Origin of the sequence: Rhodococcus koreensis (genome assembly GCF_017068375.1) — a bacterium.
Classification (GTDB): Bacteria; Actinomycetota; Actinomycetes; order Mycobacteriales; family Mycobacteriaceae; genus Rhodococcus_F; species Rhodococcus_F koreensis.
In genome coordinates this window covers 6,024,367-6,050,060 of record NZ_CP070609.1, presented here as the reverse complement: position 1 = coordinate 6,050,060, position 25,694 = coordinate 6,024,367, and the positions used below count along the sequence as shown (strand labels likewise).

At 69.9% G+C, this 25,694-nt stretch carries 23 protein-coding genes; 11 read left to right on the top strand and 12 right to left on the bottom strand.

All coding sequences use genetic code 11. The features are described from left to right. Positions 1-17 precede the first annotated feature (17 nt). The 6 genes from JWS14_RS27760 to JWS14_RS27735 form a co-directional block, all read right to left on the bottom strand. On the bottom strand, positions 18-1,283 hold the full coding sequence (locus tag JWS14_RS27760; RefSeq protein WP_206014854.1) for a lipase family protein: 1,266 nt from the start codon (positions 1,281-1,283) through the stop codon (positions 18-20). After that, the gene (locus JWS14_RS27755; protein WP_072944891.1) at positions 1,280-2,896 is read right to left on the bottom strand and encodes a Na+/H+ antiporter; all 1,617 of its coding nucleotides are present in this window, start codon (positions 2,894-2,896) and stop codon (positions 1,280-1,282) included. The genes JWS14_RS27760 and JWS14_RS27755 overlap by 4 nt, the downstream gene beginning before the upstream one ends. A 106-nt stretch (positions 2,897-3,002) precedes the next feature. Continuing rightward, a complete protein-coding gene (locus JWS14_RS27750; RefSeq protein WP_015888853.1) occupies positions 3,003-3,194 on the bottom strand; it encodes an antitoxin in 192 nt (63 codons plus the stop codon). A gap of 124 nt (positions 3,195-3,318) precedes the next feature. After that, positions 3,319-5,769 carry an HAD-IC family P-type ATPase gene (locus JWS14_RS27745; protein ID WP_072944737.1) on the bottom strand — a complete coding sequence of 817 codons (2,451 nt, stop codon included), beginning with the start codon at positions 5,767-5,769 and terminating at the stop codon, positions 3,319-3,321. A 50-nt stretch (positions 5,770-5,819) separates the two neighbouring features. Next, a complete protein-coding gene (locus JWS14_RS27740) occupies positions 5,820-6,935 on the bottom strand; it encodes an MBL fold metallo-hydrolase (RefSeq protein ID WP_241031478.1) in 1,116 nt (371 codons plus the stop codon). 44 nt (positions 6,936-6,979) lie between these two features. Further along, complete coding sequence (locus JWS14_RS27735; protein ID WP_005244016.1) at positions 6,980-7,711, bottom strand: enoyl-CoA hydratase; 732 nt, start codon at positions 7,709-7,711, stop codon at positions 6,980-6,982. Positions 7,712-7,855: 144 nt separating this feature from the next. Between JWS14_RS27735 and JWS14_RS27730 the strand changes: the two genes are divergently transcribed. Then, entirely contained in the window at positions 7,856-8,965 is a 1,110-nt protein-coding gene (locus tag JWS14_RS27730; RefSeq protein ID WP_206014853.1) for an NAD(P)-binding domain-containing protein, read from the top strand. On the opposite strand, the gene JWS14_RS27725 is transcribed toward JWS14_RS27730, so the two are convergent. Then, entirely contained in the window at positions 8,958-10,058 is a 1,101-nt protein-coding gene (locus JWS14_RS27725) for a lipase family protein (protein WP_206014852.1), read from the bottom strand. The genes JWS14_RS27730 and JWS14_RS27725 overlap by 8 nt on opposite strands. A 114-nt stretch (positions 10,059-10,172) precedes the next feature. Between JWS14_RS27725 and JWS14_RS27720 the strand changes: the two genes are divergently transcribed. Then, positions 10,173-11,666, top strand: a complete 1,494-nt coding sequence (locus tag JWS14_RS27720) for a phospholipase D-like domain-containing protein (RefSeq protein WP_206014851.1) — start codon at positions 10,173-10,175, stop codon at positions 11,664-11,666. On the opposite strand, the gene JWS14_RS27715 is transcribed toward JWS14_RS27720, so the two are convergent. Continuing rightward, positions 11,639-12,313, bottom strand: coding sequence for a hemerythrin domain-containing protein (locus JWS14_RS27715; protein WP_206014850.1), 675 nt, complete (start codon positions 12,311-12,313; stop codon positions 11,639-11,641). The genes JWS14_RS27720 and JWS14_RS27715 overlap by 28 nt on opposite strands. 66 nt (positions 12,314-12,379) lie before the next feature. Here JWS14_RS27715 and JWS14_RS27710 point away from each other — a divergent pair, with 66 nt between their 5' ends. Beyond that, complete coding sequence (locus JWS14_RS27710; RefSeq protein ID WP_206014849.1) at positions 12,380-15,658, top strand: ATP-binding protein; 3,279 nt, start codon at positions 12,380-12,382, stop codon at positions 15,656-15,658. Between the two features lie 57 nt (positions 15,659-15,715). After that, the gene (locus JWS14_RS27705) at positions 15,716-17,833 is read left to right on the top strand and encodes an MMPL family transporter (RefSeq protein ID WP_206014848.1); all 2,118 of its coding nucleotides are present in this window, start codon (positions 15,716-15,718) and stop codon (positions 17,831-17,833) included. On the opposite strand, the gene JWS14_RS27700 is transcribed toward JWS14_RS27705, so the two are convergent. Beyond that, positions 17,793-18,164 (bottom strand): hypothetical protein, encoded by a 372-nt coding sequence (locus tag JWS14_RS27700; protein WP_072944749.1) that lies wholly within the window; start codon positions 18,162-18,164, stop codon positions 17,793-17,795. The genes JWS14_RS27705 and JWS14_RS27700 overlap by 41 nt on opposite strands. 4 nt (positions 18,165-18,168) lie before the next feature. Next, on the bottom strand, positions 18,169-18,297 hold the full coding sequence (locus JWS14_RS51185; RefSeq protein ID WP_009478066.1) for a hypothetical protein: 129 nt from the start codon (positions 18,295-18,297) through the stop codon (positions 18,169-18,171). A gap of 151 nt (positions 18,298-18,448) precedes the next feature. Between JWS14_RS51185 and JWS14_RS27695 the strand changes: the two genes are divergently transcribed. Further along, on the top strand, positions 18,449-18,889 hold the full coding sequence (locus tag JWS14_RS27695; RefSeq protein ID WP_206014847.1) for a cupin domain-containing protein: 441 nt from the start codon (positions 18,449-18,451) through the stop codon (positions 18,887-18,889). 58 nt (positions 18,890-18,947) lie between these two features. Here JWS14_RS27695 and JWS14_RS27690 read toward each other — a convergent pair whose 3' ends face one another. Then, positions 18,948-19,796: an aldo/keto reductase gene (locus tag JWS14_RS27690; RefSeq protein ID WP_072944751.1), complete on the bottom strand. Its 849-nt coding sequence runs from the start codon at positions 19,794-19,796 to the stop codon at positions 18,948-18,950. A 138-nt stretch (positions 19,797-19,934) separates the two neighbouring features. Between JWS14_RS27690 and JWS14_RS27685 the strand changes: the two genes are divergently transcribed. Further along, a complete protein-coding gene (locus JWS14_RS27685) occupies positions 19,935-20,528 on the top strand; it encodes a class I SAM-dependent methyltransferase (protein WP_072944753.1) in 594 nt (197 codons plus the stop codon). A 68-nt stretch (positions 20,529-20,596) separates the two neighbouring features. Then, positions 20,597-22,237 carry an ABC-F family ATP-binding cassette domain-containing protein gene (locus JWS14_RS27680; protein WP_206014846.1) on the top strand — a complete coding sequence of 547 codons (1,641 nt, stop codon included), beginning with the start codon at positions 20,597-20,599 and terminating at the stop codon, positions 22,235-22,237. On the opposite strand, the gene fdxA is transcribed toward JWS14_RS27680, so the two are convergent. Next, on the bottom strand, positions 22,238-22,564 hold the full coding sequence (fdxA, locus tag JWS14_RS27675; RefSeq protein WP_005244047.1) for a ferredoxin: 327 nt from the start codon (positions 22,562-22,564) through the stop codon (positions 22,238-22,240). Between the two features lie 144 nt (positions 22,565-22,708). Between fdxA and JWS14_RS27670 the strand changes: the two genes are divergently transcribed. The 4 genes from JWS14_RS27670 to JWS14_RS27655 are packed head-to-tail and all read left to right on the top strand — an operon-like array spanning position 22,709 to position 25,665. Further along, the gene (locus tag JWS14_RS27670; RefSeq protein ID WP_072944757.1) at positions 22,709-23,014 is read left to right on the top strand and encodes a helix-turn-helix transcriptional regulator; all 306 of its coding nucleotides are present in this window, start codon (positions 22,709-22,711) and stop codon (positions 23,012-23,014) included. After that, positions 23,007-23,546, top strand: a complete 540-nt coding sequence (locus JWS14_RS27665; protein WP_206014845.1) for a hypothetical protein — start codon at positions 23,007-23,009, stop codon at positions 23,544-23,546. Before JWS14_RS27670 ends, JWS14_RS27665 begins: the two co-directional genes overlap by 8 nt. A gap of 29 nt (positions 23,547-23,575) precedes the next feature. After that, positions 23,576-24,472, top strand: a complete 897-nt coding sequence (locus JWS14_RS27660) for an ABC transporter ATP-binding protein (RefSeq protein WP_095863392.1) — start codon at positions 23,576-23,578, stop codon at positions 24,470-24,472. Further along, positions 24,469-25,665: an ABC transporter permease gene (locus JWS14_RS27655; RefSeq protein WP_206014844.1), complete on the top strand. Its 1,197-nt coding sequence runs from the start codon at positions 24,469-24,471 to the stop codon at positions 25,663-25,665. The genes JWS14_RS27660 and JWS14_RS27655 overlap by 4 nt, the downstream gene beginning before the upstream one ends. Positions 25,666-25,694: the final 29 nt, after the last annotated feature.

Sequence of the window (25,694 nt, the reverse complement as noted above, 5' to 3'; positions counted from 1 at the left end):
GGCGTCCAGTCGGGCGGTCACGGTGTTCCTCCCTCGGCGCACGTGTCCGGTGCGGGCACGCCGGCGAAGCGGTCGGCGATCCACTGCACCGCCCCGGGGACGGATCTCCCGTCCGCGTGGCCCTCCCCGGGCCGGGTGTCGAACTCGACGACGTCGCCGAGCGTGCACGCTTGGTCGACGGCCTGCGAAGTCCATTGCGGCAGAATGAGGTTGTCCCGATCCCCCACCACGACGAGCATCGGTCCGCCCGCACCGGTCCTCGGCAGGGCGATGTCCTGCAGCCACCCGCGCATGCGCTCGGCGTCGGCCGCCGTCCGCGGGCCCGTGTCGGCCGGGGTGAGCTGGGTCGCCACCGTCCACTTCTCCTGGAGTTTCGCGGCGACGCACGACAGCGTGACGTCGGGGCTGGCGGCGAGGGCGCCGCGCATGTAGTCGTCCGGGTTCAGCTCCGGGTGGATCACTTTCAGTCCCTCGAGGAGGTACGGCAGGAACATCTTCTGCGGCAACGACAGTGGTTCGACGGTCCCGTCGGCGACGATCCCCGACAGGTCGGCAGCGGGTGACAGGTTCGCCGCGCCGACGAATTCGAGGCCGTCGCCGTAGTCGCCGGCGTGCTCGGCCGCGGACCACGACGCCTGCCCGCCCTGCGACACTCCGAGCGCCGCCCAGCGCGCCGACGCGTCCGGCACCACGTTGCGCGCAGCCCGGACCGCGTCGATCAGGTCGTAGGCGGCGGTGTCCGGTTCGAGGTAGGGGTGCGGGCCGTCGGTGCCGAGGCCTTGATAGTCGGTGACGGTCACGACGTACCCCCGCTGCAGCAGCGGGCGGACGAGGTTCGTGGTGCCCAGCAGCGTCGGCGAGGACGAGGGGGCGCATTCGTCGGTGACGCCCGTGGTGCCGTGCCCGACCGTCACGACGGGCCTGCCACCGTCCGGTGCGGGGCCGCCGGGAGTGAAGACCGTGCCCACCACCTCCGCGCCGCCGCCGTCGACGCCGGACGTCGACCGGTAGACGACGCGGGTGGCCGTGGCACCGAGTGCGGTGATCGCCGGATCGATGTCGGGCACCGGCTGCCGGCTGATCAGCGCGCCCCGCTGGTCGCCCGTCGGCGCCGGGGAAATGGACGGAGAAGCGGGTGCGGCCACCGACGTCGTGGGGGGCGGGGCCGGGGAGGCCGCGTCCGTGGCGCAGGCGGTCAGCGTCAGGGGAACAGTCAGCGCCAGGGCACCGGCCAGCGCGACCACGGCGGTTCGCACCGGACGCACACCCACCTCGCACCTCATTCGCGACGTCTCCGCACCCGCTCCTCGGCTGCGGCCTCCTCCACATCGAGGCCTTCCAACACGCTACGCATCACTTCGTCGTCGAGTGTGCCCGCATCGCGGGCGGCGATGAGCGCCTCCCGCTGCGCGCGCAGGGCGGCGCGGCGGTAGTGGTCGAACAGTGCGCCTGCCCGCTGCTTCTCGGCGGCGTCCTCCGCCTCCTCGGCCTGCAGACGGGCCCGCATCGACCGCCGCACCCGGTCGAGGATGTCGGTGACCGACGCGCGGTCGACTCCCGCGGGCGGGTTCGCGGCGAATTCGACGAGCGCCCGTTCGCCCGCGTCACGTGAGATGGCGCGGGCCAGCGTCACCTGTTCCTCCTCACGCCTGCGTTCGTCGGGATCCGCAAGATCGAGGGTCCGGATCAGCAGCGGCATGGTGGCGCCCTGGATCAGCAGTGTGCCGACGGCCACGACGAACGCGATCGCCTGGATCACCTCGCGTCCCGGGAACGGCTGCCCGCTCGCGATCACCACGGGCACACCGGACGCGGCGGCGAGCGTGACCACCCCGCGCATTCCCGCCCAGGACACGACGACGCTCTCCCGCCACCCCAGTTCCACCGAGCCGCCCGGCGCTGTGATCGCCAGCCCGAGCCGGCGGCGGAGCCAGTGCAGCAGGATCCACGCCGGGCGGATCGCCATGACCACGGCGAGGACCGCGAAGCCGTAGAAGAAGACGTGGTGCACCGGTAGGCCCTGGTCGCGGACGTCGTCGATGACGAACTTCAGTTGCAGTCCCATGTAGGCGAACACGAACATCTCGAGCAGGAGGTCGACGCTCTCCCACAGCGACCGCTCCTGGATTCGGGTGGCCACGGAGGCGTCGGTGGCCTTGTGCCCCATCAGGAACCCCGCGGCGACCACCGACAGCACACCGGACGCGTGTACCTCCTCGGCGACGAGGTACGCGACGAACGGGAGCATCAGCCCCAGCACCGTTTCCAGCGGTGAGTCGTACATGCGGTGACGCACCCACTCGACGATCTTCGCTAGTACCAGTCCGATGAGCACCCCGCCGACCACCTCGTAGCCGAAGAACACCACGGGAGGGACCGGGATCGTCGCCCCGACGACTGCGGAGACGGCGACGGTGAACAGGGTCAGCGCGGTCGCGTCGTTGACGAGCCCCTCGCCGGTGAGGATCGCAATCACCCGGTTCGGCAGGCCGAGCCTGCGGCCGACCGCGACGGCACTGACCGCGTCCGTCGGCGCGACGACGGCGCCGAGGACCAGCGCCGCGCCGAGCGTGAATTCGGGGACCAGCCAGTTGGCGAAGAAGGCCACCCCGACGGCGGTCACGAGAACGGTGAAGATCCCCAGCCGGAGAATCGGTGCAAGGTGGCGCCGGAACGTGGCCACCGAGAACTTCAGCGCCGCGGAATACAGCAGCGGCGGCAGCACCACACCGAGGATGGCGTCCGGGTCCAGTTCGAGCCGCGGCATCCCGGGGATGAACGACGCCACCGACCCGATGGTCACGAGCACCAGCGGCGCCTGCAGATCGCGGCGCTTCGCGAAACTCGTCACGGCGATGGCCGCGATGATGACGAGGAGCACGAGGACGCCGTTCACGACACCGATTCTGCCGCGCCCGCCCACGATGCGCGGGTCATCTCCGAAGACCCGTGCGGGCCCCGGTCCGAGAACCGGGGCCCGCACGGGTGTGTCTGGGAAGGGTTCACTCCTTCGGGGGAACAGCCTTCTTCGCCGCGTCGGCGGCCTTGTCGATCTTGTCGCTGTACTTGCCCCCGGTCTTGCTGTCCGCGACGTCGGCGGCCTTGTCGATGGCGCCGTGAACCTTGTCCGCGTTCTGCGAAGCGGCTTCCTTCCCCTTGCCCAGCAGGCCCTTCAGTGTGTCGACGAAACTCATCGTTCTTCCTCCTTGTGCATGCGCACGCAGTGTCCGCGCGAGTTCGATCACCCGCCGTGCACCCAGTCTCACAGCATTGACTCGGCGACGCCAACCGTTCGGATCGTCGCGAGCGGTACTCCGGTCAGTGCACGCCCGGAAGATCTTCCGGGGCCGCGAAGAGGCGGCGGTGCTCACCGTGCAGCCGGCCCGTGACCCACCATCCGATTTCGACGAGAACCACTCCCACGAGCCCGCACACGAGAGCGGAGGTGGTGGCGGCGACGTTGGTCGGATCGAGTTTGAAGAACTCCCGCGTGAACGGCAACGCGAACAGGATGAGGTATCCCGCTACGGATCCGAAGATCAGCACCAGCTTCCACCACACGTACGGCCGGGCGACGACGGCCAGCACCCACAGGGCGATCATGATGAGGGTGATGAGCGCCGACGTGCCTGCCTGAATCTTCTGCGTCTCCGTCTGATCCGGGCCCGCGTACACGAGAAGGTACGAAATGAACGTCGTGACACCGATGATCACACCGGACGGCACGGCGAGACGCATCACACGCGGCACGAACCCGGAGCGCGCCCGTTCGTTGTTCGGGGCCAGCGACAGGATGAACGCGGGAATGCCGATGGTGAACCAGGCGGCGATCGTGACGTGCCGCGGCAGGAACGGATACGGCACCGGCTCGAAATGGAAGATCTGCGACAGCACACCGGTGAGTCCGATGAGGAACGCCAGCAACACCGAGTACACGGTCTTGGTGAGGAACAGGTTCGAGACGCGTTCGATGTTGCCGATCACCCGGCGACCCTCGCCCACCACGTACGGCAGGGTGGCGAACTTGTTGTCCAGCAACACGATCTGCGCGACCGCGCGGGTGGCGGGGCTGCCCGAGCCCATCGACACCCCGATGTCGGCATCTTTGAGGGCCAGCACGTCGTTGACGCCGTCGCCCGTCATCGCGACGGTGTGACCGCGAGACTGCAGCGCCCCCACCATCTCCCGCTTCTGGTCTGGGCGCACCCGGCCGAACGTCGTCGCCGTTTCCAGGGTCTCGGCGAGGGCGTCGCGGTCGGCGGGCAGTTCGCGGGCGTCGACGGGACGGTCGCCGCCGGGCAGTCCGAGCGAGCCGGCCACGGCGCCGACCGACACGGCGTTGTCACCGGAGATGACCTTCACGGTGACGTTCTGGCTCGCGAAGTACTCGAGGGTGCCGCGAGCGTCGGGACGCACGCGCTGTTCCAGGATCACCAGCGCGCGCGGCGTGATCGCACCCGGCGCCGCGGGGTGGTCCACCGGGACGTCGCAACTGCCGAGCAGGAGCACCCGCAGTCCCGAGGAGCCGACTTCCTCGGCCTGCCGGGCCATGTCGCTGCCGGGGTCGAGCAGCACATCCGGTGCGCCCAGGACCCAGTTGCCGTGGGCACCGTACGACTGGCCGCTCCACTTCTTGGCCGAGGAGAACGGGGCCTCCGCGGTGGCGTCGCCCCAGCCGGGGGCGTCGGGGAAGGCTTCCGCGATGGCGAGGACACTGGCGTTCGGCCGCGGGTCGGACGCCGCCATCGCGGCGAGCGCCGCGCGGGACGGTTCGGCGTCGGACGGGTCGGCGCAGCGCAGTTCGGACAGCCGCATGCCGTTCTCGGTGAGAGTGCCGGTCTTGTCGGCGCACACCACGTCGACGCGGGCGAGGCCTTCGATGGCGGGCAACTCCTGCACGAGGCACTGCCGCTGACCGAGCCGGACCACCCCGACCGCGAACGCGATCGACGTCATCAGCACCAGTCCCTCGGGCACCATCGGGACCAGCGCGGCCACCATCCCGCTCAGCGCCGGCCGGATCGACTCGCCGCTCGAGAACAACTGGTTGTAGATGATCAGCAGGCCCGCCGGAATCATCAGGTACGTGATGAACTTCAGGATCTTGTCGATGCCGCTGCGCAACTCCGAGTGCACGAGCGTGAACTTGCTGGCCTCGTCCGCGAGTTTGGCGGCGTACGCGTCGCTTCCGACCTTCGTGGCGCGGTAACAGCCGCTGCCCGACGCGACGAAACTCCCCGACAGCACCTGCTGACCGATGTCCTTGTGCACGGGGTCGGCCTCACCGGTGAGGAGGGACTCGTCGATGTCGAGGGACGCCGCCTCCACCACGACCCCGTCGACGACGATCTGGTCGCCGGCGCCGAGTTCGATGATGTCGTCGAGCACGACCTCCCGCGGTGCCATCGCGACGGCGACGCCGTCGCGGCGCACCACCGGTTTGGTCTGGCTGACGATCGCCAGCTTGTCGAGGGTCCGTTTGGCCCGCACTTCCTGGATGATGCCGATCCCGCTGTTGGCGATGATCAGCAGGCCGAACATGCCGTCGATGATCGAACCGGTGGCCAGCACGATGATCAGCAGCACCCCGAGGATCGCGTTGATCCGGGTGAACACGTTGGCGCGCACGATGTCGCGCACCGACCGGCTGGCCCGATCCGGGACGTCGTTGGTCTTGCCGGCCGCCACCCGCTCCGCAACCTGGGCGGCCGTCAGCCCCTCCACCGCGACGACTGCAACGCTGTCGGTGCCGGTTTCGTCGTATGCCATGGTCAAAGGCTACGCAACGACGCTCGGCTCCGAGGGGATGCGCGCCGGACTCAGCCGAGTGCGGTCCACCACGGGGTCTGGGCGGCCGGCTTCAGTGCGTCGACGCGCTGCCCGGGCATCGGCACGGCCACCGGGGTGCCCGCCTCCTGCGCGGCCGCGAGCAGCCGGACGATCGGCTCGGACCAGGTGTGGAACGCGAGGTTGAACGTGGCCCAGTGCACCGGCACCAGCAGTCCACGGGTCGCGTCGCCGGCGTTGAGGTCGGCGTGCGTCTGCACCGCCTCCTCGGGGTTCATGTGGATGTCCGCCCACCTGGTGTCGTAGGCGCCGACGGGCAGCAGCGTGAGATCGAACGGTCCGTACCGGCGGCCCAGGTCGGCGAACCGCGTCGTGTATCCGCTGTCGCCGCCGAAGAACACTTTCCGGCTCGGGCCTGCGAGCACCCACGACGCCCACTGGGTGGTGTTGCGCACCAGGCCCCGGCCGGAGAAGTGCCGGGCCTCGGTGCACGTGAGCGTGAGTTCACCGAGTGTCGTCGACTCGTCCCAGTCGAGTTCCACGATCCTCTCCTCCGGCACCCGCCACTGACGCAGGTGCGCACCGAGCCCGACCGGAACGACGAACGGCGCCTTCTGGGTGGCGGCGAGTTGCTGCACGGTGGCCATGTCGAGGTGGTCGTAGTGGTCGTGCGAGATGACGATGGCGTCGAGGACGGGCAGGTCGGCCAGCGGCACCGGGGTCGGGTGCATGCGGGACGGACCGAGAAGCGCGGACGGCGACACCCGATTGCTCCACACCGGGTCGGCCAGCACCCGGTAGCCGTCGACCTCGACGAGCACACTCGAATGGCCGTACCAGGTGACGGCGACGTCGGCCGCCTCGACGGGCGCGAGGGGCGTCGCGAGCGGGATCGGCCTGCGCGGGCGTCCCGCCTTGCCCCGCGTGATCAGCGCCTTGAGAATCCCGGTCTCCGAACCGGGCAGCATCATGCTGCTCGGATCGGTGTTGTGGAACTGACGGTCGCGGTACCGCGGCGACGTCGCGGCGTACGGGCGCACCTTGGCACGCGACGCGCCCATCTGAGACGGAAGGCCCCACGCGGCGCGTGTCAGCCACCCGAGGGCGGCGGTGGCCAGAACAGTCGTCACGGCGTTCTTCGCTTTCACCCCGACAACTGTAACCACGCGTGCGGGAAAGGTGCGGCCGACGGCTACTGACCGCGGAACACCGGGGGACGCTTCTCGGCGCGGGCGGCCCGCGCCTCCTGCGCGTCGTAGCTCTTCCACGCCGCATGCAACGCCGCGAGCTGCTCGGGCGGCGGCGGACTCTGGGTGCCGTCGTCGTTGAGCACCATCTTGAGGTGTTGCAGCGACAGCGGCGCCAGGCGTGCGATCGAGTGCGCCCACTGCTGCGCGACGGCGAGGTCGCCGCGCTTGTTGGCGAGGCCGTGCGCCAGCGCCTCGTCGGCCCCGACCTCTTCCGCGCCGAGCAGGATCGTTCGTGCCGGTCCGCCGCCGATCAGGGCGGCCAGCCGGTGCACGGTCCACCGGTCCACGGAGATCCCGAGCTTGGCGGCGGGGATGGCGAAGCGCGCCTCGGGTGCGACCACCCGCAGGTCCGCGGCGAGCGCCAGCTGGCTGCCCGCGCCGATCGCGGGACCGTTGATCGCGGCGATGACGGGGACGGGGACCGAGTCGATGGTGTGCAGCATCTCGAGCAGGGTGTCGGTGAACCCGTCGGCGTACACGTCGCCCGACAGGTCGGCGCCCGCGCAGAACGCGCTGCCCTGCCCTGTGAGGACGATCACCCGCGCGCCGTCGGTGACGGACTTCTCCGTCTCCTCGCGCAGCAGTTCGCAGATCTCGGTGTTCAACGCATTGCGACGGTCGGGTCGTTGCAGTTCGAGGGTGAAGACGTCGCCGTCACGACTCGTCCCGATCATGTCCACTCGCTTTCTTCGTGATTGCTGTCCACTGACAATTTTCTCCCCGCCCACCCGACTGGACATCCGTCACCCAACCACAGTCGAATCGACCGGAACACACGAGCCTCTCCGGTAGTTGTGAGGATGGAGGTGAGGACCGACATGAACAGTGAAGTGGACGTCGCCGTGATCGGCGCGGGGCAGGCGGGGCTGTCCGCCGCCTACTATCTGCGCAGGTTCGGAGTGGAACCGGAGTCCGGTTTCGTCGTGCTCGATCACGCCCCGGGGCCCGGCGGCGCGTGGCAGTTCCGGTGGCCGTCCCTGACGCTGAGCACCGTCAACGGTGTTCACGACCTGCCCGGGCTCGGCTTCGCCGAGACGGTCGGCGTGGACCCGCACGACCCCGAGGCCGCGCTGGTGCACGCGTCGAGCGCGGTTCCCCAGTACTTCGCGACGTACGAGAAACAGTTCGAGTTGCCGGTGCACCGTCCTGTGCACACCCGGGTGGTGTGCGCCCGCGGCGAGCGTCTGCGGATCGAGACCGACAGCGGCGTGGTGTCGGCCCGCGGTCTGATCAACGCGACGGGAACGTGGGAGCGCCCCTTCATTCCCCGCTACCCCGGCGCGGAGTCGTTCACCGGCAGCCAGGTGCACACCAGGGACTACTCCTCGGCGCAGGACTTCGCGGGGCAGCATGTCCTCGTCGTCGGCGGCGGCATCTCGGCGGTGCAGTTGCTGGACGAGATCTCCCGGGTCACCACCACGACGTGGGTGACGCGCCGCCCGCCGGAGTTCCGGGACGAGCCGTTCACGCCCGAGATCGGCCGCGCCGCAGTCGCTCTGGTCGAGGACCGGGTTCGCCGCGGGCTGCCGCCGGGCTCGGTGGTGTCGGTGACGGGGCTGCCCGTGACGCCCGCGATCCGTGCCGCCCGCGAACGCGGGGTGCTGGCGCGGCAGCCGATGTTCAGCGAGATCACCGAGGACGGTGTCCGCTGGGCCGACGGCCACGAGGAAAAGGTCGATGTGATCCTGTGGTGCACCGGTTTCCGCAGTTCACTCGATCACCTCGCACCGCTGCGGCTGCGCGGTCCGGGCGGCGGCATCACGATGACCGGACGCCTGGCCACCCAGGTGGCGTCGGATCCGCGGATCCATCTGGTGGGCTATGGACCGTCGTCGTCGACGATCGGCGCGAACCGGGCCGGGCAGGCCGCGGCCCGTGAGCTCACCCGGCACCTCGGCCTGCCGGCCGGATCAGAGCGCCCTACCTGATCAGCGAGGCGACGAACGAGGCCTGGTCGGGTCCCGCCTGGTACATGCTGCCGAAGTGACCACCCGAGTACACCCGGTAGTCGAGAGTCGTTCCGGCCGTGCGCATCTCGGACACGAGTTTCTCCGTCAGCGGCAGCGGCACCGACGCGTCGGTGACCCCCTGCACGAGCAGCAGCGGACGGTCGTACCCCGTGACCGGGACCTCGAGGTATTCGCGCAACGCGTCCTGTAGCGCGGGCACGTCGAGCGCCCGCGACAGCATCTGCGCCACCGACACGTTCCCGGTCATGGCCGCGAACTGCCGGAACGGCACCTCGGGGGCCGCGTCCACGAACTGCTTCCCGACCGGGGTCAGATAGCTGTCGACGTCCAGTTCCGGGTACGCGTCCCGGACCCCGGCGATCAGGTACGACATGTACACGGTGAGACCGGCGAGGCCCTGCGGCGGAAACGACGGGCCGCTCCAGTTCGACACCGTCTCGATGTTCGACGGCACCCCGTTCGCGACGGCCCCGCGGTAGTCGAGTTCCGGCGCGTACGACGTGGCTGCGTGTGCGGCGAACACCGCGGCCTGACCGCCCTGGGACAGTCCGACGGCCATCCACGTGGCGGAGAGGTCGGCGTCGACCTCCCGTGCGGCGCGCACGGCGTCGATCACGCTGCGGCCTGCGACCTTCCCGTCGAGGTAGGGCGGCACCCCGGGAGTGCCCAGGCCCACGTAGTCGGTGGCGGCCACGGCGTAGCCGAGTTGCAGCCAGCTGCTCACGTACTCCGAGGATTGCGGGTCGACGCCCGTGCCCGAGGGTGCGTCGGCGTCGGAGTCCCCCACGGTTCCGTGTGCCCACGCGATGACGGGCCATCCCCCGGCGGGCGGCGTCCCGGGCGGCACGAACACCATCCCGGTGCAGGGGGTGATGCCGTGACGGTCGGTGGTCAGGTACGTCATCCGGTACGCACTTCCGGTTCCGCGGAGCCAGAGTTCGGCAGGCAACTCGGACGAGGCGACGACGGTGCCGGGGCTCGATCCGGCCCGCAGGGGATCCGCACCGACAGTTGGTGCCCACAGCACGCTGACCAGTGCGAGCAACGCCACGATGCGCCACCATCTCCGCACCTCTCAACGGTAGCTGCGCGGGGGCGGCACAGTACTGTGAATCGTCCACTCGCGGGGAAGCGGGACGCACGAGACCGGGAGAGCGGAAGAGACATGAGTGACGACAGCCCGATCCTGACTCCCGGCGACACTTGCTGGCAGGTTGCCCGCGCCGATCGTCTCGCGTGCATCGTCGACGCGGCGGACTACTTCCGTCACGCCAAGTCCGCGATGCTGCAGGCGCGCAGGCGGATCGTCCTCATCGGCTGGGACTTCGACACGAGGATCGAGTTCGAACCGGACGAGAAGACGCTCGACGGGCCCAATCAGCTCGGCCGGTTCCTGGCCTGGCTGACGCGCGAACGTCCGGATCTCGACATCTACCTGCTCAAATGGAATATCGGGGCCTTCACCGCGATCGGACGCGGGATGACCCCGATCTTCGTGGTCAACTGGGTGACGGACCGCCGCCTGCACTTCGAACTCGACGCCGCCCACCCGATCGGTTCGGCGCACCACCAGAAGATCGTCGTCATCGACGACGCGCTCGCGTTCTGCGGCGGCATCGACATGACCGTCGACCGGTGGGACACCCCCGAACATCGGGACCGCAACCATTACCGGACGCAGCCGAACGGCAAGCGGTACGGGCCGTGGCACGACGCGACGACCGCCGTCGACGGGGACGCGGCGAAGGCCATCGGCGAACTGGCCCGCACCCGGTGGAAGGCGGCCACGGGGCAGGATCTGGCGGCGGTCGACGAGATCGTGGGACGGACGCCGTGGCCGGAGGGGCTGGAGCCGACGATGCGGGCCGTCGACGTGGGCGTCGCACGCACGCTGCCGGAGCTGGACGACCGGGACGAGGTCCGGGAGATCGAGGCCCTGTACCTGGCCGCGATCGCCGGCGCCGAGCGGTCGCTGTACATCGAGAGTCAGTACCTGGCGTCGCGCACCCTCGCCGAGGCGATCGCCGCGCGACTCCGCGAACCGGACGGGCCGGAGATCGTGCTGGTGCTGCCGCGCAACGCCGACGGCTGGCTCGAGCAGAAGGCGATGGACGGCGCCCGCCGCCGGTTGCTGCACCTGCTCTGGCGGGCCGACACCGGGAACCGGCTGGGCGTCTACTACCCCGTCACGGCGGGCGGTGAGCCGATCTACGTCCACGCCAAGGTGCTGGTGATGGACGACCGTCTCCTGCGGGTGGGTTCGTCGAACCTCAACAACCGGTCGATGGGATTCGACTCCGAATGCGATCTCGCGGTCGAGGTCACCGCGGACACGGCGAACGGGGACGAACTGCGGGCGACCATCCTCGGCATTCGCCGTCAGCTCGTCTGCGAGCACCTGGGTGTCCCGGCCGGGCTGTTCGAGGACACGCTGACCGAGACGTCGTCGCTCCTGGGCACGGTCGAGGCGCTGCGCGGGGGTGGCCGGACCCTGGAGAAGTTCGAGCCGGACACGGTCGAGGACGAGGACAGCCCGCTGGCCGAGAACGAACTGATGGATCCCGAGCGCACCCCGCCGAGCTTCTGGGAACGAACCAGCCGGGGCCGGTTGCGGCGCAGGGTGATCCGGCGTCAGAAGGCGGCCGGTTCGGTGCGGTAGATACGCCGGTAGTCCTTGCGGAACGCCCGCCGCCCCAGGATCGACCATGCCATCCTGGCGGCGAAGGGCATCTCCGACAGGAATATTCGGCGTTCCTCGGGTGTCGCCCCCTGAAGGATGAAGCCGAGGAACACCAGCAGCCGGTCCTTGGGGATCGACGCGCGGCCGCGGTCACCCATCTCCTGCCACTCGGCGAGCGTCATGAACTGCTCCGCCATCGGGAGGATGTGCCGCTCCTCCTCGTCAAGGTGCTCGCCCAGCGCCGCGGACAGCGCGGTCAGCGTCTTCGCCAGCGGTTCGCCGTCCACCGCATCCGCCGTGAACGCGGCGCCCTGCGACTGCGCCAGCGACAGCAGTTCGGAGATGCGTTCGTGCTGCTCCTCCATCCGCAGTACCAGCGCCGCGTCGGTGGGCGCGCGGTCGAGCAGTCTCGGCCACAGCAGGTCGTCCTCACTCGAATGATGGTGGTGGAGGGCGGTGGCGAGTTCCTCGAAGAACGCCACCACCTCCCCGGCCCGGGCGGCGTCGCCGGCGGGAACCCGGCGGACGAGCGCGGGCAGCGCGGCGAACTGGCGGCGGAAGCAGTTGTGGACCACCACCATCTCGCGGGTGTCGGGGCGGGTCGTGTGAGCAGTCGGAGTCGTCATGCGATCAAGGGTCGGTTCGGCGTCTTGGAGAGCACTTGGAGGCCACTAGTGCTTACGCTTGGCACGATGGTGCGGATTCGAGTACTCGGGACGCTCGAGGCGGAGGACGAATCGGGGGCAGTCGACCTCGGCGGCCCCCGCCAGCGGGCCGTGCTCGCCCTGCTGCTCGTCGCGCGCGGCGAGGTGGTTCCGGTGGATAGGCTCGTCGACGACCTCTGGCACGGTGCTCCCCCGGCGCGGGCCGTCGGCGCACTTCAGGCTTACATTTCGAATCTGCGGCGGGCGCTGGAGCCGCGCCGCGCGCCGCGGGCGGACTCGACCGTCCTGGTGAGCCGAGCCCCCGGTTATGCGCTCACCCTGCCCTCGTCCGCGGTCGACGCGTGGGAGTTCGAGAGCCTGGTCCGCTCCGCCGCGGGCACCGGGCGGGCCGACCTGGAGCGGGCGCTGGGCCTGTGGCGGGGGCCGGCGTTCGCCGAGGTAGCCGGTGAGCACTGGGCGCTCGCCGAGATCGCCCGGCTCGAGGAACTGCGGGTGGTGGCGCGCGAACGGGCGGTGGCCGCCGCCGTCGCGTCCGGCGACGCCGCGGGCGCGGTACTCGACGCGCAGTCCCTCACCCGGGACCATCCGCTCCGGGAAGAGGGGTGGCGGTTGCTCGCCCTGGCGCTGCACCGCAGCGGGCGACAGGCCGACGCCCTGGCCGCGTTGCGGGAGGCCCGCGGCAGGCTGGCGAACGAACTCGGCCTCGACCCCGGTCCCGGTCTGACGGAACTCGAACGCCGGATCCTCACGGGCACCGTCCCGTCCGCACCGGCACCCACCCCGGTGCCCGTCGACACCGCCCCGGCCCCCTGGTTCCTCGGCCGCGCCGCGGAATTGGCGACCCTGACCGACCTGATGAGCGATCCCGGCACCCCCGTGGTCCTCCTCGGCGGCGACGCCGGATCGGGGAAGTCGTCCCTGCTGCGCCGGTTCCGTCGCACCCTGCACGCCGCCGGGTGGCAGGTGGCGGTGGGTCGCTGCCCCGAGGTGGACGGCGCCCCGCCCGCCTGGGCGTGGGTGGAAATCCTGCGGGCACTGCACGAGACGGTCGACCCCGGTGCCGAGGCGGACGCGCTGGCGCCCCTGCTCGCCGACGACCGTTCGCACGCGGCGCGGCCGGACGACCCGAGCGGACGGTTCCTGCTGCACCGTGCCGTCGCCGACTACCTCGGGACCGTCCGCGATCACGGCCCGCTCGCCGTCGTCCTCGACGACGTCCACCGCGCCGACGAGGACACCCTGTCGATCCTCGTGCGGCTCGCCCAGCAGCGGTCGCCGATCCTGCTGATACTCGCGTTCCGCCCGGACGAGGTCGACGCGAACCTGGAGAACTGCTTCGCCGACCTCGCGTCGCTGCAACCGACACGCATCCGCCTCGGCGGACTCGGACCCGAGGAGTCGGCGGAGCTGATCCGGCACGTGTCGAGCCGCGACCCCGACCCCGATATCCTCCGCGCGCTCGCCGACCGGACCGGCGGAAACCCGTTCTACCTGCAGGAAAGCGCCCGGCTCCTGGACAGTGAAGGCGAACTGGTGGCCACGTCGGAGGTGCCCGAGGGGGTCCGGGACGTACTCCGCAGGCGGATCGCCCGCCTCCCCGAACTGACCGTGTCCGTCCTGCGACTGGCCGCGGTGGTGGGCCGCGAATCCGACGTCGACGTCCTCACCCGAGCCGCCGAAGTCGGCGAGGACGCCGTGTTCGACGCACTCGAATCGGGCGTGATCGCCGGACTGCTCGGCGAGCCGCGCGCCGGGACCGTCCGCTTCACGCACGCGCTCGTCCGCGACACGCTCTACTCCGACCTCACCCGCCTGCGCAGGAGCCGCTGGCACGCCCGGGTCGGGTCGGCGCTCGAGGAGTTGCGACCGCACGACGTCGCGGCGCTCGCGCACCATTTCACCGAGGCGCTGTCCGCCGCGACCGCACGGCAGGCCCTCGACCACAATGTCGCGGCCGCGGCGCAGGCGGCCGACCGCTACGCCCACGACGCCGAGATCGGCTTCCTGAACGACGCCCTCCGCGCGGCCGACCGGTTGCCGCCCGACGCCGCCGCGTCCGTGGACGAGCGCGTCGACATCCTCACCGAGCTCAGCCGCACCCAACTCGCCGCCGGCATCGGACTGGACGGGGCCCGTTCGCGGAAGCGGGCCCTCGAGCTCGCCCGGGACGCGGGCCGCACCGATCTGGCGATCCGGGTGCTCGCGTTCGTCGACACCCCGACGCCGTGGATCAACCGGCGCTACGGCGAAGTGGACACGGCCGTCGTGGACCTGATCGAGGCGCTGCTGCGGGACGAGGAACCGGAGCCGGCGGTGCGGTGCCGGCTGCTGGTCACGCTGGTCCACGAGATCGGGGCGGAGGATCACGAGCGCACCGGGTCCGCGGTCCGGGAGGCCGAGGTCCTCGCCCGCGACCTGGACGATCCGGTGCTGCTCGGGCTGGTGCTCTGCGCCGTCCACGCCGGCACCGGCTCGCCGACCAGCACACTCGGCGACCAGGTCATCGGCGACGAACTGCTCCGGATCGGTGACCGGACGCAGCTACCGGTGTTCACCATGCTCGGCCATCACCTGCTGGCCGAGATCGCGTCCGGCAACGGTGACATCCCGGCGATCGAACATCACATGGGCCTGCAGTCGGCACTGGCGGACCGGTACCGGTTCCAGCAGGCGCAGGCGACCCGCCAGATGAACCGCGGGATGGTCGCGCACCTCACCGGCGACCTGGCCGCGGCGGAACGCCACTACGAGCGGGGCCACGAGTTGATGGTCCGGGCCGGACTCGACGCGGACAGCGTCTTCGCCCTCGCGGTGTTCACGCTGCGGCTCACCGAGGGCCGGGCCGGCGAATTCGAGGCCGTGATCGCGACGGTCGACAGTGCAGCGACGGACGTGCTCGCCGATCTGCACGCCCTCGCCCTTCTCGGCAACGGCAAACCGGAGCAGGCGCGTCAGGTCAGGCGCCACCTCCGCCCCGTCCGCCGCGACTTCTTCCATTCCCTCATGATGTCGCTGCGCGGCGTCGTCGTCGCCGGGCTTGGCGAGCGGGACGAGGCGGCGGCGGTGCACGCGGAACTGAGCCCCTACAGCGGCCAGATCGGGGGCGGCGACACGGCGGCGTTCGCGGTCGGGCCCGTCGATACCATCCTCGGCGACCTCGAGATGCTCCTCGGCAGGACCGGGGCGGCACGCACGCACTACGCCGCGGCGCTCGCACTGGCCGAACGCTGCGGCTGCCCGGCCTGGATCGACGCCGCCCGCACCCGGGTGACCACCCAGCCAAGCGAGTTCCAAGTGGGTCACTAGCGGCCGGGCGCACAGTCGGAGGTGACCGAACCATCCGGCTTTCCTGGAGGCTTCCCCATGAGTTCCCTGCTCGCCCGCGTCGGCGCGGCCGCCGCGACCCGTCCCTGGCGGGTGATCGCCGCGTGGCTGACGCTGCTCGTCCTGGTGTTCGCCGCCGCGTCCGCGTTCGGCGGTACCAACCACGACGACTACAACGTGCCCGGTCTGCCGTCGCAGGAGGGGACGAATCTGCTGAGCGAACGGTTCCCGGAGATGTCGGGGGCGGACGCCCGGGTGGTCGTGCACTCCGACACGGGCCCGCTCGCCCCCGAGGTCCTCACCGATCTCGGCAGCAGGCTGGCGGACGTGAACGGGGTGAGTGCCGTGTCGCCGCCCCGCCTGTCCCAGGATTCCGACACGGCGGTGATCAGCCTCAACTACCGCATCCCGGTCACGGACTTCCAGGGCAGCGAGGGCGTCGACGCACTCGAGGCCGCGGTCGCCGGCACCCGGACGCAGGGACTGGAGGTGGAACTGGGCGGGCAGGTGCCCGAGAACATCTCCAAGCCGTCGGGCACCGCCGAGGCGGTGGGCATGATCCTGGCGCTGATCATCCTGGTGTTCGCGTTCGGTTCCGTGGTGGCCGCGGGACTGCCCCTGGCCGTCGCGCTCGTCGGGGTGGGCATCGGGTCCGGCCTCATCACGATCATGGCCGGATTCACCGGCATCAGCACCATCGCACCGACCATCGCGACGATGGTCGGTATCGGCGTCGGAATCGACTACGCGCTGCTGCTCGTCACCCGGTACACCGAGGGCCTGCGGTCCGGGATGCCGGTCCGGGACGCCGTCGCGGCCGCCAACTCCACGGCCGGGACGTCGGTGATCTTCGCCGGGACCACAGTCCTCGTCTCCCTGTTCGGGTTGCGGCTGTCCGGGCTGCCGATGTACGCGTCGTTCGGCTACGCCACGTTCGCGATGGTCGGCATCGTCATGCTCACCTCCGTCACGCTGGTGCCCGCACTGTGCGGGCTGGCGGGCACGCGGGTGCTCGGCACACGGTCCCGTGCCCGGGCCGAACGTCGCACGACGTCGCCGCTGACCGAACGGTGGGCGATCCGGGTGAGCCGCCGCCCGTGGCTGTGGGCGCTGACGGCGCTCGGCGTGCTGCTGCTCCTGGCCGCGCCGGTGCTGGGCATGCGGACGTGGCCGCAGGACGCGGGCAGCGCACCGGCCGCCAACACGATCCGTCAGGCCTACGACCTGATCGACTCCGAGTTCGGGCCCGGCGCCAACGGGCCGCTGATGGTGGCGGTCGACCTGAACAAGGTTCCGGCAGCCGAGCTTCCGTCGATCGTGCGTGACCTCGCGGCCGAACCCGGGGTGGCGTCCGTGACGCCCGTCCTGATGAACGCCGATTCGACGGCCGCACTCGTCTCGGTGCAGCCGACCACCGGTCCCAGCGATCCCCGCAGCACCGAACTGCTCGATAGGATCCGGTCCGACGCCGCCGACGGCGTCCACGTCACCGGACTCACCGCCGTGTTCGCCGACATCTCGGCCCGCCTCGCCGAACGGCTGTGGCTGGTGATCGCGTTCGTCGTCGCGCTGTCGGTGGTGCTGCTCACGTTCGTGTTCCGCGCGCCGGTGGTCGCGGTGAAGGCGGCCGCCATGAACCTGCTGTCGGTGGCCGCGGCCTATGGCGTCATGGTGATGGTGTTCCAATGGGGTTGGGGTGCACAGCTGCTCGGGCTCCCCCATGCGCTTCCGGTGTCGAGTTGGGTGCCGATCCTCATGTTCACCATCCTGTTCGGACTGTCGATGGACTACGAGGTGTTCCTGCTCTCCCGGGTCCGTGAACGCTGGCTCGCCACGGGCGACTCGCACCGCAGCGTCGTCGAGGGACTGGCGTCGACGGGCCGGGTCATCACGAGCGCGGCGGCGATCATGGTCGCGGTGTTCGCCGGGTTCGCGCTCGACGGCGACGTCACCGTGAAGATGATGGGCGTCGGCCTCGCGACCGCGGTCCTCATCGACGCGACGATCGTGCGGATGGTGCTGGTGCCCGCGACCATGTACCTGCTGGGCGACGCCAACTGGTGGCGGCCGGGCGGACGCCGCGCGGCGGCAGCCGGCGGGGACGGGGGCGGGGCGGCTACGCCCGCAGGCGCTCCACTTCCGCTTCGAGCGCGATGACCCGCCGGTACAGGGCCTGGATGCTCGCCATGCACACCCCGTTCGCGTCGACCATGGCGATGCGACGGTCGTTGGAACCGAGCCCGAACGCGGTGGCGAAATCCTGCGCCATCGGGCCCAGGTGCCGCACCGACTCGTGATCGAAACCGTAGGTCCAGACGCTGACCGGCATCTCGGCGAGGCGGTCGAGCACCTCGCTCGCACTGGCAGGCGGCGCCTGGACGGCAACCCCGCGCTTGCGGGTCAGAACGGAGTGAAACCACGCCAACGGGTGGCGGGTACGGGCCGCTGTTCGCGCCCGCACCCGCCCCCGACTGGTGTCGACCCACACGGAGTCAGTCCGGGAGTTCGCCGACATCGTGCTTGATCGTCGCGTCACTGAGGAGCAGGCCGACCCCGAGGGCCATGACGCCGATTCCGAGTCCGATTGCGGCTCCGCCCAATCCGAGCATGATTCCGAGCATGTTGTCTCCTGTCGTCGATGGTGTACGGGATGTCGTGCCCCCGCTTTGTGAACACCTACGACTCTCGCTGCTCCCGGCCCTCGAGATAAGACACCTCAGGGGTGGTACAACCCCACCCCCGGACGCTGCGCCGGGCGGCACAATGGCGGCCATGACGGAATTACCGGAGTGGGCCCGAACCCTCGGCCTTGCCCCGCACCCCGAAGGCGGCTGGTACCGCGAGACGTGGCGCAGCGCCGTCACCATCCCGGAGGCGAGCCTGCCGGACGACTATCCGGGGCCGCGGTCGGCGGGTACCGCGATCCTGTTCCTGCTCATGCCCGGACAGCAGTCGGCATGGCACAGCGTGCGCAGCGCCGAGATCTGGATGTACCACCGGGGCAGCCCCCTGCGGCTCGAACTCGGCGGCGACGGAAGCGAACCCGCGGCCCCCGACGCGCTGATCCTCGGCGCGGACGTCGCGGCGGGTCAGCAACCGCAACTGCTCGTCCCGCCGCGGCACTGGCAGCGCGCGAAGCCCGAGGGCGACGAACCGACCCTCGTCAGTTGCGTCGTCACCCCGGGCTTCGACTTCGCGGACTTCCAGCTCTAGGCGCTTCGCGCTCGTGCGCCTTTCTGGTTGCTCCAGCTACCAGAAAGGCGCACGGGTGCTACGCGCCGAACGCGTCCGGGTCGGGCCCGATGCGGCCGTCGGTCCGGGTCAGCGAACCGATCGTGTTGATCTCGTCGGGGGTCAACTCGAAGTCGAAGACGTCGAAGTTGGCGGCGATGCGCTCCGGCGTCACCGACTTGGGGATGACGACGTTGCCGATCTGCAGGTGCCAGCGGATGATCACCTGCGCGGTCGTCTTACCGTGCGCGGCAGCGATCTTCGCGATGGACTCGTCCTCGAGGACGGTGCCCTGCCCCAGCGGGCTCCACGCCTCGGTCGCGATGCCCTTACCGGTGTGGAAGGCACGCAGGTCGGCCTGGTTGAACCGCGGATGCAGCTCCACCTGGTTAACCGCGGGCACCTCGCCGGTCTCGGCGATCAGACGGTCGAGGGTCTGCGGGGTGAAGTTGGAGACACCGATCGACCGCGCACGCCCGTCGGCCTTGATCTTCTGGAAGGCCCTGAATGTGTCGACGTAGCGGTCCGCGGACGGCACCGGCCAGTGGATGAGGTACAGGTCGACGTAGTCGAGGCCGAGCCGGTTCAGGCTGTCGTCGAACGCGCGGAGCGTGGAGTCGTAACCCTGGTCGTCGTTCCACAGCTTGGTGGTGACGAACAACTCGTCACGGGCGATGCCGGAGTCCGCGAGCGCGCGGCCCACTCCGGTCTCGTTCTCGTAGATCTTGGCGGTGTCGATGCTGCGGTACCCGGCCTTCAGTGCCTCGGTGACCGCGGCGTAACTCTCGTCGTCGGGCACCTGCCACACGCCGAAGCCGAGCGCAGGAATGCTGTTCCCGTCGTTGAGCGTGACCGTAGGTACAGGACTCTGTGCATTGTTGAAACCCATGGGACTGTCCAACCGGGCACCCGGACCGGATGTTCCCGGCGTCTCAGAATGTGGACTTTCGCGTGTCGTTTCGGTATCACCGGGTAATCCGACGGCATCGGCGTTCAGGTGGTGACGCGCCCGGTGAAAGGGGCGGACATGGGCCTCGGATACACATTGGCCTATCGGTTCAAGATCACGCCCTGGGTGAAGGCGGGCCGGGTCTTCGGGAACCAGATCGAGACGTTGATCGATCCCTTCGACGCACCACCGGGCGAGGTCCTCGACATCGGATGCGGCACCGGTGACCACGCCATCGAAATGGCCCGGCGGGGGTGGCAGGTGACGGGGATCGACACCGTCCAGCTGGCCCTCGACAAGGCGCGGTCCAAGGCACGGAAGGCGGGCGTCGACGTGCGGTTCATGCACGCGGACGCCACCGACCTCGAGCACGCCGTCGGTCGCGGGTACCACCTGATCCTGGACGTGGGGTGCTACCACGGGCTCAGCGACCACGCCCGGGTCGCGTACGCCGAGAACGTCACGACGGTGACCGAACCGCACGCCACGCTGTTGATGTTCGCGTTCGGGCCGGGACATCGCGGCCCGCTGCCGCGGGGTGTGTCCCGCTCCGACGTGGAGCGCACGTTCGAGAAGTGGAAACTCGTGTCGGACGTCGACGCCGACACGACCGGCATGCCGGGACCGCTCAAGAAGGCCGACCCGCGCTGGTTCCGCCTCGTCAAGCGCTGACGCGCCCGTGAGTACTTGTTAACCGCCCGCGGTTAATAAGTACTCACGGGTGGGGGGATAATCTCCAGGTGACTGCAACACTGCGCATCAGCGGACTGTCGGCTTCGCGCGGTGAGCGCACCCTCTTCGCCGGCCTCGACCTGACCGTCGCCCCCGGCGACGTGACCGGACTCGTCGGGGCGAACGGGGCGGGCAAGTCGACGCTGCTGACCACGCTCGCGGGGGTCGGCTCGGCGGACGTGGACGGCAGCATCGTGCTGAGCCCGCCCGACGCCGCCGTCGGCTACCTCGCCCAGGAGCCCGATCGAATCGTCGGCGAGACGGTCCTCGACTTCCTCGGCCGCAGGACCGGGGTCACCGAGGCCGAGCACACCATGAACGCGGCCGCCGAAACGCTCGGCGAGTCGGACGAGGATCTCTACTCCCCCGCCCTCGAACGCTGGCTGGCACTGGGCGGCGCCGACCTCGCCGAGCGCGCGGAGAAGGTCGTGAGCGAACTCGGGCTGGGGGTGCCGCTCGACGCGCACATGACGTCGCTGTCCGGCGGGCAGGCCGCGCGCGCCGGGTTGGCGTCGCTGCTGCTGTCCCGGTACGACGTGCTGCTGCTCGACGAGCCGACCAACGACCTCGACCTCGTGGGGCTCGAACAGCTCGAGCGTTTCGTCGCCGAGAGCCGGGCAGCCATGGTGGTGGTGAGTCATGATCGAGAATTCCTGGCGCGCACCGTGACCGGCATCGTGGAACTCGACCTCGCGCAGCAGCAGATCGCGGTCTACGACGGCAGCTACGACTCGTATCTCGCCGAACGGGAGATCGCACGCAGGCATGCCCGGGAGGCGTACGAGGAGTACGCCGGAACCCGTTCGGATCTCGAGGACCGCGCGCAGATGCAGCGGAACTGGATGGAGCACGGAGTCCGGAACGCGCGCCGCAAGGCGAAGGACAACGACAAGATCGGCAAGGGGCTGCGCACCGAGTCCACCGAGAAGCAGGCCGCGAAGGCCCGGCAGACGCAACGCCGGATCGAGCGGCTCGAGGTGGTCGAGGAGCCGCGCAAGGAGTGGGAACTGCGGATGGAGATCGCCGCCGCCCCGCGCAGCGGTTCGGTCGTGGCGACGGCGAACGGCGCCACCGTCGCGTGGGGCGGGGACCGCGAGTTCACGTTCGGCCCGGTCACCACTCAGGTGGACTGGGGTGACCGGATCATCGTCACCGGCGCCAACGGCTCCGGGAAGACGACCCTGCTGAAGGTGCTGCTCGGCAAGGTCGCCCTGGACGCGGGCACCGCCTCACTCGGTTCGGGTGTGGCGATCGGCGAGATCGATCAGGCCCGCGGCCTGTTCGAGGGCGCCGAGAAGGTGTCCGACGCGTTCGCGGCGCAGGTCCCGGACTGGCCGGATGCCGACGTGCGGACGCTGCTCGCGAAGTTCGGCCTCAAGGGACACCACGTGCTGCGGCCCGCGGCGTCGCTGTCGCCCGGCGAACGCACCCGCGCCGCCCTCGCCCTGCTGCAGGCGCGGGGCGTGAACCTGCTGGTGCTCGACGAGCCCACCAACCACCTGGACCTCCCGGCGATCGAACAGCTCGAGCAGGCGATGGAGAACTTCGACGGCACGCTGCTGCTCGTCACCCACGACCGGCGGATGCTGGATTCGACGCGCAGCACCCGCCGCTGGCGGATGGACGGCGGCCGGCTGTCCGAGGAGTAGTCAGTCGCCCTCGGCCATGGGCGGCAGCGCCTTGACGAACGGCGGGTCGTAGTCGACCTTCCCGAGCTTCGCGGCGCCACCGGGCGATCCGAGGTCGTCGAAGAAGTCGGCGTTCGCCTTGGTGTACTCGACCCACTGGTCCGGGACGTCGTCCTCGTAGAAGATCGCCTCGACGGGGCAGACGGGCTCACAGGCACCGCAGTCGACGCATTCGTCGGGGTGGATGTAGAGCATCCGACCGCCTTCGTAGATGCAGTCGACGGGACATTCTTCGATGCATGCCTTGTCCAGAACGTCGACACAGGGCTCCGCGATGGTGTACGTCACGTCTGTAATCCTGTCCTTTCCTGCCGTCCTGCGCGAATCGCCTCTACTCTGCCACTCAATTCCCCAGGGTCAACCTGTCATTTCGGCGCCCGGGCCTGTTGCCCACGGTTGACAAACTGTTGGGTTTTCCCAACACTTTGTTGCATGAGCCCAGTACGGCGCGGGGACTCCCTGCCCATCTACAACCGCATCGGCGTCCTGCGCGCCGAACGCGGGATGAGCCGGGCTCAGCTGGCGGGACTCATCGACGTCAACCCCCAGACCGTCGGCGCACTCGAACGGGGCGACCACTACCCCAGCCTCGACCTGGCGTTCCGTATCTCGTGGGTGTTCGAACTGCCGGTGGAGGCCATCTTCTCCCGCACCGAGTTCGGGCCCCTGTCCACCGAGCTGTACCGCACCGACCGACCGCCGTCCACGACAGGAAGCGGGGAGAGTTCCCATGCCTGAGACCAATCTGATCGAGAGGTACCAGGGGTTCCGGACGCGCAGATTCCTCCAGAACGAAAGCCGTTACCGCACCTGGCTGCCGCGGTGGCGGACGCGCAGCCGCAGGCGAATCCTGGTGGTCGCCCTCGCGGTGACGTTTGTGTTCATGACCGCCGTCGGGATCGTGTGTCATGTCGACATGACGGTCGGTCCGCTGCTCTGGCTGCCCGCGTGCCTGTTGTTCTTCCCGCTGTGGACGATGCTCCAGATCGTGTCCGGACGGCAGGGGGACGCGCCGCGCGACGCTCTCGACGAGTGGGAGATCCAGCAGCGCAACAGTGCCCGCTCGATCGGACTCACGGTCACCCAGCTGCTGACGCTGCTTCCGGCGATGTACCTGATCTTCGTCGGTGCGCTGGACGTCGATCACAGCAACGTGCCGTACGCCGCGGGACTGCTCGTCGTCACCGCGCTGATGGTCGGGGGTTGCACGCCGGCCATGATCCTCGGCTGGACCCGACCCGACCTCGAGCCCGACGACCCGGCCTCGTAGGAACATCCGCCTCCAGATGGGAAGGACCCATGTCTCACACCCTCACGATCGACGGCATCTCCAAACGGTACGGTGACGTCGTCGCACTCGACGACCTGTCCTTCGAGGTCCGCCCCGGTGAGATCTTCGGTTTCGTCGGCAGCAACGGCGCGGGCAAGACCACCACCATGCGCATCGCGCTGGGCGTCCTGTCCGCCGATTCCGGCGAGGTCCGGCTGGGCGGCAAACCGGTCGACCTGGACGTGCGGCGCACCATCGGCTACATGCCGGAGGAACGCGGGCTGTACCCGAAGATGAAGGTGGGCAAGCAACTCGCCTACCTCGCCGAGTTGCACGGCATCTCCCGCTCCGCGGCGCGGGACGCCGTCGCCCGCTGGACCGAGCGCCTCGGCATCGCGGACCGTGTCGGCGACACCGTCGACGCACTCTCGCTCGGCAATCAGCAACGCGTCCAACTGGCCGCCGCGCTGGTCCACGACCCCGCGGTGCTGGTTCTCGACGAACCCTTCTCCGGGCTCGACCCCGTCGCGGTGGACGTCATGAGCGACGTACTGGTGGAGAAGGCGAACACCGGAGTGCCGGTGATTTTCTCGAGCCATCAGCTCGAACTCGTCCAGCGCCTGTGCCACCGCGTGGGCATCATCAGCCACGGCCGGATGCGTGCCGTCGGCACCGTCGACGAACTGCGCGGCGGCGGCAACGCCCGACTCGAAGTCCACGCACCGGAGGCGCCGGTCGGGTGGGCCCATCACCTCGACGGGGTCACCACGATCAGTCACCTCGACGGCCGCACGCTGCTGTCGCTCGACGATCACGTGGACGATCAGCTGGTCCTGCACACCGCCCTGAAGACCGGTCCGGTGCACGAGTTCTCGCTGCACAGGCCCACTCTGACCGATCTGTTCCGAGAGGTGGTCACCGCATGAGCGCCCCCGTGAGTCCCGCCCGCGCGATCGGCCTCGTCGCCCGCCGCGAATTCCTGACCCAGGTGGCGAAGAAGAGCTTCGTCATCAGCAACGTGATCATCCTGCTGGCCATCGTGGGCGGCATCGTCGCGTATTCGCTGTTCTCGGGCGGCGACGAAGACCGGGCCACCGTGGGTCTCGTCGGCGACCAGTCGCTCGCGGCCGTTCTCGTCGCCACCGGTGACGCGACCGGCACCCCGGTCGACGTCGTCCCGGCGGCCGACGAACAGGCCGCACGGGACCAGGTGGGCAGCGGTGACCTCGACGTCGCGCTGATTCCGGGCACCGGCGGATCGGTCACGGCCGTCACCGAATCCGAGCTGAGCTCCGGGCTTCGCACCGTGATCGACGCGGCCATGATGCAGCAGGCTCAGGCCGGCGCCCTCGCCGCGCAGGGTGTGGACCCCGCGGAACTCGCCGCCGCGACCGGCGGGGCGGTCGTCACCGTCGACGCTCTCGACCCGCCCGACCCGGAGAAGGGTCAGCGCGTGGCCCTCTCCGTCGCCGTGGTCGTCCTGCTGTACATGCAGATCATGATGTTCGGCATGTACGTGGCGATGGGTGTGGTCGAGGAGAAGTCGAGCCGCGTCGTGGAACTGCTCCTGTCGACGCTGCGACCGCTGCAACTGCTGTGGGGCAAGGTGATCGGCATCGGCGCGGTCGGACTCGTCCAGTTGACCGCCTACGGTGTGGCCGGGGTCGCGGCCGGACTCGCGACGGGCGTGCTCACCGTGACCGGGACGGCGCTCGGGGTGCTGGCCGGAACGCTCGGCTGGTTCGTGCTCGGATTCGCGTTCTTCGCCGTCCTCTATGCCGCGGCCGGGTCGATGGTGTCGCGGCAGGAGGATGTCAACGCCACCGCGTCACCGCTGATGGTGCTGATCGTCATCATGTTCTTCAGCGCCTTCTCGTCGGTGAGCAACCCGGACGGCACCCTGAGCAACGTCCTCAGTTGGATTCCGCCGTTCTCGGCGATCCTGATGCCGCTGCGCATCGCCGCCGGCGTGGCGTCCCCGGTCCAGGTGGTCGTCACCATCGCCCTGATGCTCGCGGTGACCGCCGCGCTCAGCGTGCTGGCCGCGAAGATCTACCAGCGCTCGATCCTGCGGATCGGCAAGGTCGTGTCGTGGAGGGAGGCGCTGGGGAGGTCGTGAATTCCCGGTGCCCGCCCAAGTTCCCCGGG